This window comes from Escherichia ruysiae, assembly GCF_031323975.1.
Lineage (GTDB): Bacteria > Pseudomonadota > Gammaproteobacteria > Enterobacterales > Enterobacteriaceae > Escherichia > Escherichia ruysiae.
In genome coordinates this window covers 1,035,680-1,049,151 of the sequence record NZ_JAVIWS010000001.1, presented here as the reverse complement: position 1 = coordinate 1,049,151, position 13,472 = coordinate 1,035,680, and the positions used below count along the sequence as shown (strand labels likewise).

Below are 13,472 nucleotides of genomic sequence, written 5' to 3'. Positions count from 1 at the left end.
GGGCAGACTAAAGGCTATCCTTAACCAGGGAGCTGATGATGAAAAACGCCACACGCTTAACTGATGATCAACGCTGGCAATCTGTCTTAGCCCGCGACCCGAACGCCGACGGCGAATTTGTCTTCGCCGTGCGCACCACGGGCATCTTTTGCCGTCCGTCTTGCCGCGCCAGACATGCCTTGCGGGAAAACGTTTCTTTCTATACGGATGCCAGCGAGGCGCTTGCCGCTGGCTTTCGCCCCTGCAAACGTTGTCAGCCAGACAAAGCCAATCCCCAGCAACATCGCCTTGATAAAATTACCCACGCCTGCCGACTGCTGGAACAGGAAACGCCTGTAACGCTGGAAGCCTTAGCCGACCAGGTGGCGATGAGTCCGTTCCATTTGCATCGATTGTTTAAAGCGACGACCGGAATGACGCCTAAAGCCTGGCAACAGGCCTGGCGCGCTCGTCGTTTACGGGAATCTCTGGCAAAAGGGGAAAGCGTGACTCAGGCGATTCTCAATGCCGGATTCCCCGACGGCAGCAGTTACTACCGTAAAGCCGATGAAACGCTGGGCATGACGGCTAAACAGTTTCGTCACGGTGGCGAAAGCCTGGCTGTGCGTTATGCGCTGGCTGATTGTAAGCTGGGTCGTTGCCTGGTGGCAGAAAGCGAGCGGGGGATTTGCGCGATATTACTGGGTGATGATGACGCGACATTAATCAGTGAACTGCGGCAGATGTTTCCCGCTGCCGACAACGCACCCGCTGACCCGACGTTTCAGCAACGCCTACGCGAAGTGATCGCCAGCCTCAATCAGCGCGATACGCCGCTGACGTTGCCGCTGGATATTCGCGGCACCGCTTTTCAACAGCAAGTCTGGCAGGCGCTGCGTACCATTCCTTGCGGTGAAACTGTGAGTTATCAGCAACTGGCAAACACCATCGGCAAACCGAAAGCGGTACGTGCCGTGGCAAGTGCCTGCGCCGCCAATAAGTTAGCGATCGTTATACCTTGTCATCGGGTGGTACGTGGTGATGGCACACTTTCCGGTTACCGCTGGGGTGTTTCGCGTAAAGCACAGTTGCTACGCCGTGAAGCTGAAAACGAGGAAAAATAATGTTGGATCTGTTTGCTGACGCTGAACCGTGGCAAGAACCCCTGGCACCTGGCGCGGTGATCCTGCGCCGTTTTGCCTTTAATACTGCGGAGCAACTGATGCAGGGAATCAGCAATGTCGCCCGCCAGTCACCGTTTCGCCAGATGGTCACACCCGGCGGATATACCATGTCGGTGGCGATGACCAACTGCGGGCGTCTGGGCTGGACCACCAATCGGCAGGGTTATCTCTATTCGCCCATTGATCCGCAAACAAATAAACCGTGGCCCGCCATGCCGCAGAGTTTTCATAATTTATGTCAACGTGCGGCTACGGCGGCGGGCTATCCAGATTTCCAGCCAGATGCTTGTCTTATCAACCGCTATGCCCCTGGCGCGAAACTGTCGTTACATCAGGATAAAGACGAACCGGATCTGCGCGCACCGATTGTTTCTGTTTCTCTGGGCTTACCCGCGATTTTTCAATTTGGTGGCCTCAAACGTAATGATCCGTTAAAACGACTGTTGCTGGAGCATGGCGACGTGGTGGTTTGGGGCGGTGAATCGCGGCTGTTTTATCACGGCATTCAACCACTCAAAGCGGGCTTTCATCCACTCACCGCCGACTGCCGCTACAATCTGACATTCCGTCAGGCAGGTAAAAAAGAATAAAAATAAGAATTATTATTGCTGTGAGCGCGGAGATGTTTAAACTGCGGGCTGTAATTCATTGTCCGGGTTTTCTGCATGGAACTTCTTGTACTTGTCTGGCGGCAGTATCGCTGGCCATTTATCAGTGTGATGGCGCTAAGCCTCGCCAGTGCGGCATTAGGCATTGGCTTAATTGCTTTTATCAATCAGCGCCTTATCGAAACGGCGGATACCAGTCTGCTGGTGTTGCCGGAGTTTCTGGGGTTATTGCTGCTGTTGATGGCCGTCACTCTCGGATCGCAACTGGCGCTCACCACTTTGGGGCATCACTTCGTTTACCGACTGCGTAGTGAATTTATCAAGCGGATTCTCGATACTCACGTCGAGCGCATTGAACAACTCGGTAGCGCCTCGTTGTTGGCGGGGTTAACCAGCGATGTGCGCAATATCACCATTGCTTTTGTGCGTCTGCCGGAACTGGTGCAGGGGATCATCCTCACTATCGGTTCCGCGGCGTATTTGTGGATGCTGTCGGGTAAAATGTTGCTGGTAACGGCTATCTGGATGGCAGTCACCATTTGGGGCGGTTTTGTGCTGGTGGCGCGGGTGTACAAACATATGGCGACCCTGCGTGAAACCGAAGACAAGCTGTACACGGATTTTCAAACCGTACTCGAAGGGCGCAAAGAGCTGACTCTGAACCGTGAACGCGCCGAGTATGTGTTTAACAACCTCTACATTCCTGATGCGCAAGAGTATCGCCATCATATTATTCGCGCAGACACCTTCCATCTTAGTGCTGTGAACTGGTCAAACATCATGATGCTGGGTGCTATCGGCCTGGTGTTCTGGATGGCGAACAGTCTCGGTTGGGCTGATACCAACGTTGCCGCGACCTATTCGCTGACGCTGTTATTCCTGCGCACGCCGCTGCTTTCTGCGGTTGGCGCATTACCGACGCTGCTGACGGCTCAGGTGGCGTTTAACAAGCTGAACAAATTCGCGCTCGCGCCTTTCAAAGCGGAGTTTCCACGCCCGCAGGCGTTTCCTGACTGGCAAACGCTGGAGCTACGTAACGTGACGTTTAGTTATCAGGACAACGCGTTTTCCGTTGGCCCACTCAACCTCACCATTAAACGTGGCGAACTGTTGTTTCTGATTGGTGGCAACGGTAGCGGAAAATCGACGCTGGCGATGTTGCTGACGGGGTTGTATCAGCCGCAAAGCGGTGAAATTTTGCTGGATGGTAAACCCATCAGCGGCGAAAAACCGGAAGATTATCGCAAACTGTTTTCGGCCGTGTTTACCGATGTCTGGCTGTTTGATCAACTGCTGGGGCCGGAGGGTAAACCTGCTAATCCGCAACTGGTTGAGAAGTGGCTGGCGCAGTTGAAAATGGCTCATAAGCTGGAGTTAAGTAACGGGCGTATTGTTAACCTGAAGTTATCAAAAGGGCAGAAAAAACGCGTGGCGCTGTTGCTGGCGTTGGCAGAAGAACGCGATATTATCCTGCTGGATGAATGGGCGGCGGATCAAGACCCACACTTCCGCCGTGAGTTTTATCAGGTGCTGCTACCGCTGATGCAGGAGATGGGAAAAACTATTTTCGCCATCAGCCATGATGACCATTACTTTATCCACGCCGACCGCCTGCTGGAGATGCGCAACGGGCAACTTAGCGAACTGACGGGCGAAGAGCGCGATGCTGCTTCGCGTGATGCTGTTGCCCGGACGGCATAATATTTTGACGCTGACCTGGCGGCTCGCTGCCGCCAGGTCAATATTCTAAAAATCCCTTCATTTCTAATAACCCTATAATTAATCAACGAAATTATAATGTTTCTAAAATTAGAATATAATTTATAAACATTATTTAAATGTTGTTACTTAAGTGTTACCGTTGATGCCGCGCAAATCTCACCTGCAATAAAGCGACTAAAAGTAAGGCATTAACAAGATGAAAAAAGTGACTGCCATGCTCTTCTCGATGGCCGTGGGGCTTAATGCCGTTTCGATGGCGGCAAAAGCGAAAGCGTCCGAGGAGCAGGAAACTGATGTACTGTTGATTGGCGGCGGCATTATGAGCGCCACATTGGGGACTTATTTACGCGAGCTGGAGCCAGAGTGGTCGATGACCATGGTAGAGCGCCTGGAGGGTGTCGCGCAGGAGAGTTCGAACGGCTGGAACAACGCCGGAACCGGGCATTCTGCACTGATGGAACTGAACTACACCCCGCAAAACGCCGATGGCAGCATCAGTATTGAAAAAGCAGTCGCCATTAACGAAGCATTTCAGATTTCCCGCCAGTTCTGGGCGCACCAGGTCGAGCGCGGCGTGCTGCGTACTCCGCGTTCATTTATCAATACCGTTCCGCACATGAGCTTTGTCTGGGGCGAAGATAACGTCAATTTCCTGCGTGCCCGCTATGCGGCATTGCAACAAAGTTCGCTGTTTCGCGGTATGCGTTACTCTGAAGATCACGCGCAAATCAAAGAGTGGGCTCCGTTAGTGATGGAAGGGCGCGATCCGCAGCAGAAAGTGGCGGCTACACGCACAGAAATCGGCACTGATGTGAACTACGGTGAGATCACTCGTCAGTTAATTGCTTCCTTGCAAAAGAAATCTAACTTCTCGCTGCAACTCAGCAGTGAAGTCCGCGCTCTCAAACGTAATGACGATAACACCTGGACCGTCACCGTTGCCGATCTGAAAAACGGCACAGCACAGAACATCCGCGCGAAATTTGTCTTTATCGGCGCGGGCGGTGCGGCGCTGAAGCTGTTACAGGAATCGGGTATTCCGGAAGCGAAAGACTACGCTGGTTTCCCGGTTGGTGGGCAGTTCCTTGTTTCGGAAAACCCGGACGTGGTTAATCACCATCTGGCGAAGGTCTATGGGAAAGCCTCCGTTGGCGCACCACCGATGTCGGTTCCGCATATCGATACCCGTGTGCTGGACGGTAAACGTGTAGTGCTGTTTGGGCCATTTGCCACCTTCTCAACCAAATTCCTCAAAAACGGTTCACTGTGGGATCTGATGGGTTCCACCACCACCTCTAACGTGATGCCGATGATGCACGTCGGGCTGGATAATTTCGATCTGGTGAAATATCTGGTAAGTCAGGTGATGTTGAGTGAAGAGGATCGTTTTGAAGCGTTGAAAGAGTACTATCCGCAGGCGAAAAAAGAGGACTGGCGTTTGTGGCAAGCAGGACAGCGTGTGCAGATTATCAAACGCGATGCCGAGAAAGGCGGCGTGCTGCGTCTGGGTACAGAAGTGGTCAGCGACCAGCAAGGAACCATTGCCGCGCTGCTGGGGGCATCGCCGGGGGCGTCAACCGCCGCGCCGATTATGTTGAATCTGCTGGAAAAAGTATTTGGTGATCGTGTTTCCAGTCCGCGATGGCAGGCCACGTTGAAAGCGATCGTTCCGTCTTATGGCCGTAAGCTGAACGGCGATGTGGCGGCAACAGAACGCGAGTTGCAGTACACCAGCGAAGTGCTGGGGCTGAAATACGATAAGCCGCAGGCGGCAGACAGTACGCCGAAACCGCAGTTGAAACCGCAACCCGTTCAAAAAGAAGTGGCGGATATTGCGTTGTAATGATGTGCCACATCCGGCATGGTATGCCGGATGTGGCGTAACCGTCTTATTCGGCCTACGGGGTGCCGCACCTCACAGCAGTTTAGCGAACTACCGCGTTGTCAATTTTCTCTTCCGCCTTCCAGACCCGGTACTTCACATCCACATTGTCTGGCGTATACACCACGATCGGCAGCTTACTGTTGTAACGCAGCATTCCAGCATCGCCCAGATACGCGGTGACAAATTTCTTCTCTTTCTTGCCATCCGGGCAGGCCATCATCGTCGAAACCGGGGAGCTTACTTTATCAAAGACATAATAATCATAGCCCCAGCCTTCCAGCGTTTTGCTTTCCAGCTTCCCGCCGAGACGATGCAAATTGCAATCGACTTCCAGCGTCTGACCGATTAACAGTTCTACTTTCAGGGTAGATTCATCTTCTTGCGGAGTTAACTGAATCACCTGACGCTTCATGCCTTTTTCAGCTTGTGGATAAGGCGCTACTTTCTCCAGTGGCTGGACACTCTCTGCCGCCCAGGCGGAGGTGGTAGCGAAAGCGGCAAACAATACTGCAGGTAGAATGGTCTTCATTTTTGCTTTCCTTCTTCATTTATAGGTTTTCACCGATGATGTCGCTGAAGGTTAACATATTCATCAGATTTATTAATTTGCTTTATGAATAACCTAAAGAATATTCAGACAATTTTACCTGCCCTTTTAGTGTTAAATTCTGATGAATGGTGAAGCCTGGAGAAATATTTCTGGTGAATTAATCGCTATATAAATATGTTTATAACCATTTGAAATGTGAGCAAAAGCCCGTTTTTGCCACTCTTCCCACCACTCTTTTGATCCTGCTACAGGTTTTACCCCGATCGGGGTATGCATCTTTGACACATCCTTTAATATCTTAGCGGCTATAAAAATGGCTTATTAATTATGCGGTTTATTTGGTCGCTCTCAGTTTTCAGAGCGCGTTAATGATGGAAGGTCAATGTGAAGATTGATGCATCCCGTCGGGGCATACTCACTGGTCGCTGGCGCAAAGCCAGTAACGGTATCCGTCCGCCCTGGTCCGGTGATGAATCTCATTTTCTGACCTATTGCACCCGCTGCGACGCCTGTATTAATGCTTGTGAAAACAACATTCTGCAACGCGGCGCGGGTGGCTATCCGAGCGTTAATTTCAAAAATAACGAGTGCAGCTTCTGTTACGCCTGCGCGCAGGCTTGCCCCGAATCGCTATTTTCTCCGCGCCACACCAGGGCCTGGGATTTGCAGTTCACCATTGGGGACGCGTGCCTGGCGTATCAGTCAGTTGAATGCCGCCGCTGTCAGGATAGCTGCGAGCCAATGGCAATTATCTTTCGCCCGACGCTCTCCGGGATCTACCAGCCGCAACTTAATAGCCAACTTTGCAACGGATGTGGAGCATGTGCAGCCAGCTGTCCGGTATCAGCCATAACTGCGGAGTATCTCCATGCACACTAACTGGCAAGTTTGCAGCCTGGTCGTGCAGGCCAAAAGCGAACGAATTTCAGACATCAGCACCCAACTGAACGCCTTTACCGGCTGTGAAGTTGCTGTCAGCGACGCGCCGAGCGGTCAGTTGATTGTGGTGGTGGAAGCAGAAGACAGCGAAACGCTGATCCAAACCATTGAGTCAGTACGCAACGTAGAGGGCGTGCTGGCGGTGTCGCTGGTTTATCACCAGCAGGAAGAGCAAGGTGAGGAAACACCATGAAACTCAGTCGTCGTAGCTTTATGAAAGCTAACGCCGTTGCGGCCGCTGCGGCGGCTGCCGGTCTCAGCGTGCCGGGCGTTGCCCGCGCCGTTGTTGGTCAGCAGGAAGCCATTAAATGGGATAAAGCGCCGTGCCGTTTCTGCGGTACTGGTTGCGGCGTTCTGGTCGGAACGCAGCAGGGGCGTGTGGTGGCCTGTCAGGGCGACCCGGACGCACCGGTTAACCGTGGCCTGAACTGCATTAAGGGCTATTTCCTGCCCAAAATCATGTACGGTAAAGACCGTTTGACGCAGCCGCTGCTGCGTATGAAAAACGGTAAATATGACAAAGAAGGCGAATTTACCCCAATCACCTGGGATCAGGCTTTCGATGTGATGGAAGAGAAATTCAAAACCGCCCTGAAAGAAAAAGGGCCGGAATCGATCGGTATGTTCGGTTCTGGTCAGTGGACTATCTGGGAAGGTTATGCCGCGTCCAAGTTGTTCAAAGCGGGCTTCCGTTCGAACAACATCGACCCGAACGCGCGTCACTGTATGGCGTCGGCGGTGGTTGGCTTTATGCGTACCTTTGGTATGGATGAGCCGATGGGCTGCTATGACGACATCGAACAGGCTGACGCGTTTGTGCTGTGGGGCGCGAACATGGCGGAGATGCACCCGATCCTCTGGTCGCGCATCACCAACCGTCGTCTCTCTAACCAGAACGTCACCGTGGCGGTGCTTTCTACCTACCAGCATCGTAGCTTCGAGCTGGCGGATAACGGCATCATCTTTACGCCACAGTCTGACCTGGTGATCCTGAACTACATCGCCAACTATATCATTCAAAACAATGCGATAAATCAGGACTTCTTCAGCAAACACGTTAATCTGCGTAAAGGGGCGACGGACATCGGCTACGGTTTACGTCCGACCCATCCGCTGGAAAAAGCAGCGAAGAATCCAGGTTCTGACGCCTCCGAACCAATGAGCTTTGAAGATTACAAAGCCTTCGTTGCCGAGTATACGCTGGAAAAAACTGCCGAAATGACCGGCGTGCCGAAAGACCAGTTAGAACAACTGGCGCAGCTGTATGCCGATCCGAACAAGAAAGTCATCTCCTACTGGACGATGGGCTTCAACCAGCATACTCGTGGCGTGTGGGCCAACAACCTGGTCTACAACCTGCACCTGCTGACCGGAAAAATTTCCCAGCCGGGTTGCGGTCCGTTCTCCCTGACCGGGCAGCCTTCCGCGTGCGGTACTGCGCGTGAAGTGGGCACCTTTGCTCACCGTCTGCCTGCGGACATGGTGGTGACTAACGAGAAACACCGTGATATCTGCGAGAAGAAGTGGAATATCCCGAGCGGCACCATTCCGGCGAAAATCGGTCTGCACGCGGTGGCACAAGACCGTGCGCTGAAAGACGGCAAGCTGAATGTTTACTGGACCATGTGTACCAACAACATGCAGGCCGGGCCGAACATTAATGAAGAGCGTATGCCGGGCTGGCGCGATCCGCGCAACTTCATCATCGTCTCCGATCCGTATCCGACAGTCAGTGCGCTGGCCGCCGACTTGATCCTGCCGACCGCAATGTGGGTAGAGAAAGAGGGCGCTTACGGTAATGCCGAACGCCGTACTCAGTTCTGGCGTCAGCAGGTACAGGCACCGGGCGAAGCGAAATCGGATCTCTGGCAGTTAGTCCAGTTCTCCCGCCGCTTCAAAACAGAAGAAGTATGGCCGGAAGAGCTGCTGGCGAAGAAACCGGAACTGCGTGGCAAAACGCTGTACGAAGTTCTGTATGCCACCCCCGAAGTGAGCAAATTCCCGGTATCCGAACTGGCGGAAGATCAGCTGAACGATGAATCCCGCGAGCTGGGCTTCTATCTGCAAAAAGGGCTGTTCGAAGAGTACGCATGGTTTGGTCGCGGTCACGGTCACGATCTGGCACCGTTCGATGACTACCACAAAGCGCGCGGTCTGCGCTGGCCGGTGGTGAACGGTAAAGAAACGCAGTGGCGTTACAGCGAAGGTAACGACCCGTACGTGAAAGCGGGCGAAGGCTATAAGTTCTACGGTAAACCGGATGGCAAAGCGGTGATCTTCGCACTGCCGTTCGAACCGGCGGCGGAAGCACCGGATGAAGAGTACGATCTGTGGCTCTCTACCGGACGCGTCCTGGAGCACTGGCACACCGGCAGTATGACTCGCCGTGTACCAGAACTGCACCGTGCCTTCCCGGAAGCGGTCCTGTTTATTCACCCGTTGGATGCGAAAGCGCGCGATCTGCGCCGTGGCGACAAAGTGAAAGTGGTTTCTCGCCGTGGCGAAGTGATCTCGATTGTTGAAACGCGCGGTCGTAACCGTCCGCCGCAGGGCCTGGTGTACATGCCGTTCTTCGACGCCGCACAGCTGGTTAACAAACTGACGCTGGATGCGACCGATCCGCTCTCGAAAGAGACGGACTTCAAGAAGTGCGCGGTCAAACTGGAGAAGGTGTAAGCCATTATGTCCCGGTCAGCGAAACCTCAAAATGGTCGCCGCCGCTTTCTGCGCGATGTTGTTCGCACAGCAGGCGGGCTGGCTGCCGTGGGTGTGGCGCTGGGGTTACAACAGCAAACCGCACGTGCATCTGGCGTGCGGTTGCGCCCGCCCGGAGCCATAAACGAGAACGCCTTTGCCAGTGCCTGTGTGCGTTGCGGTCAGTGTGTTCAGGCTTGCCCTTACGACACCTTAAAACTGGCGACGCTGGCCTCTGGCCTGTCGGCGGGCACGCCATATTTTGTCGCACGGGATATTCCTTGCGAAATGTGTGAGGACATTCCGTGCGCCAAAGTGTGCCCTAGCGGTGCGCTGGATCGTGAGATCGAATCGATCGACGACGCGCGAATGGGGCTGGCGGTGTTGGTGGATCAGGAGAACTGCCTCAACTTTCAGGGGCTGCGCTGCGATGTTTGTTATCGCGAATGCCCGAAAATTGATGAGGCAATCACCCTGGAGCTGGAGCGCAACACGCGTACCGGTAAGCACGCCCGCTTTCTGCCGACGGTTCACAGCGACGCCTGTACCGGCTGCGGTAAGTGCGAAAAAGTGTGCGTGCTGGAACAACCGGCAATCAAGGTGTTACCGCTGTCACTGGCGAAAGGGGAGTTAGGTCACCATTACCGCTTCGGCTGGCTGGAGGGGAACAATGGCAAATCGTAAACGTGACGCCGGGCGCGAGGCGCTGGAGAAAAAAGGCTGGTGGCGCAGTCACCGTTGGCTGGTATTGCGTCGCCTTTGTCAGTTCTTCGTGCTGGGGATGTTTTTGAGCGGCCCGTGGTTTGGTGTGTGGATTTTGCACGGCAACTACAGCAGTAGCCTGTTATTCGACACCGTTCCGCTGACCGATCCGCTGATGACGCTGCAAAGTCTTGCCAGCGGTCATCTGCCTGCCACGGTGGCGTTGACCGGTGCGGTAATTATCACCGTGCTCTACGCCCTGGCAGGAAAGCGATTATTTTGCAGTTGGGTCTGCCCGCTGAACCCGATTACCGACTTAGCGAACTGGTTGCGCCGGCGTTTTGACCTTAATCAGTCTGCGACGATCCCGCGCCACATTCGCTACGTGCTGTTGGTGGTCATTCTGGTGGGTTCGGCCTTAACTGGCACGCTCATCTGGGAATGGATCAACCCCGTTTCCCTGATGGGGCGTAGCCTGGTAATGGGCTTCGGTAGCGGCGCGCTGCTTATTCTCGCGCTGTTTTTATTTGATCTACTGGTCGTTGAACACGGCTGGTGCGGTCACATTTGCCCGGTCGGCGCGCTGTATGGCGTGCTGGGTAGCAAAGGTGTGATTACCGTTGCGGCCAGCGATCGGCAGAAATGTAACCGTTGTATGGATTGTTTTCATGTTTGCCCGGAACCGCATGTGCTACGTGCCCCGGTGCTGGATGAACAAAGCCCGGTGCAGGTCACCAGCCGCGATTGCATGACGTGCGGTCGCTGCGTGGATGTCTGTTCTGAGGATGTATTTACAATAACTACACGATGGAGTTCGGGAGCGAAATCATGAAAAGCCATGACCTGAAGAAGGCGCTGTGTCAATGGACGGCGATGCTGGCCCTGGTGGTAAGCGGCGCGGTTTGGGCGGCTAATGGCGTCGATTTTAGCCAGTCGCCGGAAGTATCCGGGACGCAGGAAGGGGCCATTCGGATGCCAAAAGAGCAGGAACGAATGCCGCTGAACTATGTGAATCAGCCGCCAATGATCCCGCATAGCGTTGAAGGTTATCAGGTAACGACCAATACCAACCGCTGCTTACAATGCCACGGTGTCGAAAGCTATCGCACCACTGGCGCGCCGCGTATCAGTCCTACTCACTTTATGGACAGCGACGGCAAAGTGGGCGCGGAAGTGGCTCCGCGTCGTTATTTCTGTCTGCAATGTCACGTACCGCAGGCCGATACCGCGCCAATCGTGGGGAATACCTTTACCCCATCAAAAGGTTACGGGAAATAAGAGGTTATTATGGGAAATTCTGACCGTAAGCCTGGTCTGATTAAGCGCCTGTGGAAATGGTGGCGTACCCCCAGCCGTCTGGCGCTGGGGACGCTGCTGTTGATCGGTTTTGTCGGCGGCATCGTCTTCTGGGGCGGCTTTAACACCGGTATGGAAAAAGCCAACACCGAAGAGTTCTGCATTAGCTGCCACGAAATGCGTAACACGGTGTATCAGGAATACATGGATTCCGTGCACTACAACAACCGTAGCGGCGTGCGTGCGACCTGCCCGGATTGTCACGTTCCGCACGAGTTTGTGCCGAAGATGATACGCAAGCTCAAAGCAAGTAAAGAGCTGTATGGTAAAATTTTTGGCGTTATTGACACGCCGCAGAAATTTGAAGCTCATCGCCTGACGATGGCACAGAATGAGTGGCGGCGCATGAAGGACAATAACTCGCAGGAGTGCCGTAACTGTCACAACTTCGAGTATATGGATACAACCGCCCAGAAATCTGTTGCCGCTAAGATGCACGACCAGGCGGTGAAAGATGGGCAAACCTGTATTGATTGCCATAAAGGGATAGCGCACAAGCTGCCCGATATGCGCGAAGTCGAGACAGGTTTTTAACAGGGTTATTGCTTGGGTATGCTTGAAGCCAGAGAATTACTTTGCGAGCGGGATGAACGAACCTTATTTAGTGGTTTGTCATTTACGCTGAACGCAGGAGAGTGGGTACAAATCACCGGCAGCAACGGCGCGGGGAAGACAACACTTCTCCGTTTGCTGACGGGATTGTCTCGCCCTGATGCGGGTGACGTTCTCTGGCAAGGGCAGCCCTTGCATCAGGTACGCGACAGCTACCATCAAAACCTGTTATGGATAGGCCATCAGCCGGGGATCAAAACCCGGCTGACGGCGTTAGAAAATCTGCACTTTTATCATCGCGATGGCGATACCGCACAATGTCTGGAAGCTCTGGCACAGGCCGGGCTTGCCGGATTCGAAGATATTCCGGTAAATCAACTTTCTGCCGGGCAACAACGCCGCGTCGCTTTAGCGCGTCTGTGGTTGACCCGTGCCACGTTATGGATCCTCGACGAGCCTTTTACCGCGATTGACGTTAACGGCGTCGATCGTCTGACCCAGCGTATGGCGCAGCATACGGAGCAGGGGGGGATTGTGATTCTGACTACCCACCAGCCGCTCAACGTTGCTGAAAGTAAAATTCGCCGCATTTCACTGACGCAAACGAGGGCCGCATGATGTTCTGGCGCATTTTCCGTCTTGAGCTGCGCGTAGCGTTTCGCCATAGCGCCGAAATCGCCAACCCGCTGTGGTTCTTCCTGATTGTAATTACCCTTTTTCCGCTCAGTATCGGTCCGGAGCCGCAACTGCTGGCGCGTATTGCACCGGGCATTATCTGGGTTGCTGCGCTGCTTTCATCCTTGCTGGCGCTGGAGCGACTGTTCCGTGACGATTTGCAGGACGGCAGTCTTGAACAATTGATGTTGTTGCCGTTACCCTTGCCTGCCGTTGTGCTGGCGAAGGTGATGGCGCACTGGATGGTAACCGGTCTGCCGTTACTCATCCTCTCGCCTCTGGTGGCATTGCTACTGGGAATGGACGTTTATGGCTGGCAAGTGATGGCGCTGACGCTGCTGCTGGGAACCCCAACGCTTGGCTTTCTCGGCGCACCGGGCGTGGCGCTGACGGTGGGGCTTAAGCGCGGCGGCGTGCTATTGAGCATTCTGGTGTTACCGCTGACTATCCCATTACTCATCTTTGCCACCGCCGCGATGGACGCGGCTTCGATGCATTTGCCCGTTGACGGGTATCTGGCAATTTTAGGCGCGTTGCTGGCAGGCACCGCGACATTAAGTCCTTTTGCGACGGCGGCAGCGTTAAGAATCAGCATTCAATAACGCTGGATTACTGATTTTTGTTCA

At 54.0% G+C, this 13,472-nt stretch carries 15 protein-coding genes; 13 read left to right on the top strand and 2 right to left on the bottom strand.

Annotated features, from left to right (window positions below):
- The first annotated feature begins 38 nt into the window (after positions 1-38).
- The 4 genes from ada (at position 39) to mqo (ending at position 5,336) form a co-directional block, all read left to right on the top strand.
- Positions 39-1,103, top strand: coding sequence for a bifunctional DNA-binding transcriptional regulator/O6-methylguanine-DNA methyltransferase Ada (ada, locus tag RGV86_RS05380; protein ID WP_000786436.1), 1,065 nt, complete (start codon positions 39-41; stop codon positions 1,101-1,103).
- The gene (alkB, locus tag RGV86_RS05375; protein ID WP_000884981.1) at positions 1,103-1,753 is read left to right on the top strand and encodes a DNA oxidative demethylase AlkB; all 651 of its coding nucleotides are present in this window, start codon (positions 1,103-1,105) and stop codon (positions 1,751-1,753) included. Before ada ends, alkB begins: the two co-directional genes overlap by 1 nt.
- Before the next feature lie 75 nt (positions 1,754-1,828).
- Positions 1,829-3,472 carry a microcin J25 efflux ABC transporter YojI gene (yojI, locus tag RGV86_RS05370; RefSeq protein WP_032225729.1) on the top strand — a complete coding sequence of 548 codons (1,644 nt, stop codon included), beginning with the start codon at positions 1,829-1,831 and terminating at the stop codon, positions 3,470-3,472.
- Positions 3,473-3,689: 217 nt separating this feature from the next.
- The gene (gene mqo / locus RGV86_RS05365) at positions 3,690-5,336 is read left to right on the top strand and encodes a malate dehydrogenase (quinone) (protein WP_085460951.1); all 1,647 of its coding nucleotides are present in this window, start codon (positions 3,690-3,692) and stop codon (positions 5,334-5,336) included.
- An 82-nt stretch (positions 5,337-5,418) separates the two neighbouring features.
- Here mqo and eco read toward each other — a convergent pair whose 3' ends face one another.
- Both eco and RGV86_RS05355 read right to left on the bottom strand, forming a co-directional pair.
- A complete protein-coding gene (gene eco / locus RGV86_RS05360) occupies positions 5,419-5,907 on the bottom strand; it encodes a serine protease inhibitor ecotin (RefSeq protein ID WP_000849222.1) in 489 nt (162 codons plus the stop codon).
- A gap of 132 nt (positions 5,908-6,039) precedes the next feature.
- Complete coding sequence (locus tag RGV86_RS05355; RefSeq protein WP_021551082.1) at positions 6,040-6,204, bottom strand: hypothetical protein; 165 nt, start codon at positions 6,202-6,204, stop codon at positions 6,040-6,042.
- A gap of 108 nt (positions 6,205-6,312) precedes the next feature.
- Here RGV86_RS05355 and napF point away from each other — a divergent pair, with 108 nt between their 5' ends.
- From napF to ccmB, 9 genes are read left to right on the top strand one after another with little or no spacing between them, the layout of a single operon-like run.
- Positions 6,313-6,807 carry a ferredoxin-type protein NapF gene (gene napF / locus RGV86_RS05350; protein WP_000686746.1) on the top strand — a complete coding sequence of 165 codons (495 nt, stop codon included), beginning with the start codon at positions 6,313-6,315 and terminating at the stop codon, positions 6,805-6,807.
- The gene (gene napD / locus RGV86_RS05345) at positions 6,797-7,060 is read left to right on the top strand and encodes a chaperone NapD (protein WP_000557384.1); all 264 of its coding nucleotides are present in this window, start codon (positions 6,797-6,799) and stop codon (positions 7,058-7,060) included. The genes napF and napD overlap by 11 nt, the downstream gene beginning before the upstream one ends.
- Positions 7,057-9,543 carry a periplasmic nitrate reductase subunit alpha gene (gene napA / locus RGV86_RS05340; protein ID WP_000778067.1) on the top strand — a complete coding sequence of 829 codons (2,487 nt, stop codon included), beginning with the start codon at positions 7,057-7,059 and terminating at the stop codon, positions 9,541-9,543. Before napD ends, napA begins: the two co-directional genes overlap by 4 nt.
- A 6-nt stretch (positions 9,544-9,549) precedes the next feature.
- On the top strand, positions 9,550-10,245 hold the full coding sequence (gene napG, locus RGV86_RS05335; protein WP_000091291.1) for a ferredoxin-type protein NapG: 696 nt from the start codon (positions 9,550-9,552) through the stop codon (positions 10,243-10,245).
- Positions 10,232-11,095 carry a quinol dehydrogenase ferredoxin subunit NapH gene (napH, locus tag RGV86_RS05330; RefSeq protein ID WP_000013513.1) on the top strand — a complete coding sequence of 288 codons (864 nt, stop codon included), beginning with the start codon at positions 10,232-10,234 and terminating at the stop codon, positions 11,093-11,095. The genes napG and napH overlap by 14 nt, the downstream gene beginning before the upstream one ends.
- Positions 11,092-11,541, top strand: coding sequence for a nitrate reductase cytochrome c-type subunit (napB, locus tag RGV86_RS05325; protein WP_000835177.1), 450 nt, complete (start codon positions 11,092-11,094; stop codon positions 11,539-11,541). The genes napH and napB overlap by 4 nt, the downstream gene beginning before the upstream one ends.
- Positions 11,542-11,550: 9 nt before the next feature.
- Positions 11,551-12,153: a cytochrome c-type protein NapC gene (gene napC, locus RGV86_RS05320; protein WP_000528377.1), complete on the top strand. Its 603-nt coding sequence runs from the start codon at positions 11,551-11,553 to the stop codon at positions 12,151-12,153.
- 12 nt (positions 12,154-12,165) lie between these two features.
- A complete protein-coding gene (gene ccmA, locus RGV86_RS05315; protein WP_000525568.1) occupies positions 12,166-12,789 on the top strand; it encodes a cytochrome c biogenesis heme-transporting ATPase CcmA in 624 nt (207 codons plus the stop codon).
- The gene (ccmB, locus tag RGV86_RS05310) at positions 12,786-13,448 is read left to right on the top strand and encodes a heme exporter protein CcmB (protein WP_000971724.1); all 663 of its coding nucleotides are present in this window, start codon (positions 12,786-12,788) and stop codon (positions 13,446-13,448) included. Before ccmA ends, ccmB begins: the two co-directional genes overlap by 4 nt.
- Positions 13,449-13,472: the final 24 nt, after the last annotated feature.

Coding starts and splice junctions, on each gene's coding strand:
- mqo (WP_085460951.1), top strand. CDS start 3,690: ATGAAAAAAGTGACTGCCATGCTCTTCTCGATGGCCGTGGGGCTTAAT.
- napA (WP_000778067.1), top strand. CDS start 7,057: ATGAAACTCAGTCGTCGTAGCTTTATGAAAGCTAACGCCGTTGCGGCC.
- ccmB (WP_000971724.1), top strand. CDS start 12,786: ATGATGTTCTGGCGCATTTTCCGTCTTGAGCTGCGCGTAGCGTTTCGC.
- napB (WP_000835177.1), top strand. CDS start 11,092: ATGAAAAGCCATGACCTGAAGAAGGCGCTGTGTCAATGGACGGCGATG.
- napC (WP_000528377.1), top strand. CDS start 11,551: ATGGGAAATTCTGACCGTAAGCCTGGTCTGATTAAGCGCCTGTGGAAA.
- napD (WP_000557384.1), top strand. CDS start 6,797: ATGCACACTAACTGGCAAGTTTGCAGCCTGGTCGTGCAGGCCAAAAGC.
- napH (WP_000013513.1), top strand. CDS start 10,232: ATGGCAAATCGTAAACGTGACGCCGGGCGCGAGGCGCTGGAGAAAAAA.
- ada (WP_000786436.1), top strand. CDS start 39: ATGAAAAACGCCACACGCTTAACTGATGATCAACGCTGGCAATCTGTC.
- RGV86_RS05355 (WP_021551082.1), bottom strand. CDS start 6,204: ATGCATACCCCGATCGGGGTAAAACCTGTAGCAGGATCAAAAGAGTGG.
- yojI (WP_032225729.1), top strand. CDS start 1,829: ATGGAACTTCTTGTACTTGTCTGGCGGCAGTATCGCTGGCCATTTATC.
- alkB (WP_000884981.1), top strand. CDS start 1,103: ATGTTGGATCTGTTTGCTGACGCTGAACCGTGGCAAGAACCCCTGGCA.
- napG (WP_000091291.1), top strand. CDS start 9,550: ATGTCCCGGTCAGCGAAACCTCAAAATGGTCGCCGCCGCTTTCTGCGC.
- eco (WP_000849222.1), bottom strand. CDS start 5,907: ATGAAGACCATTCTACCTGCAGTATTGTTTGCCGCTTTCGCTACCACC.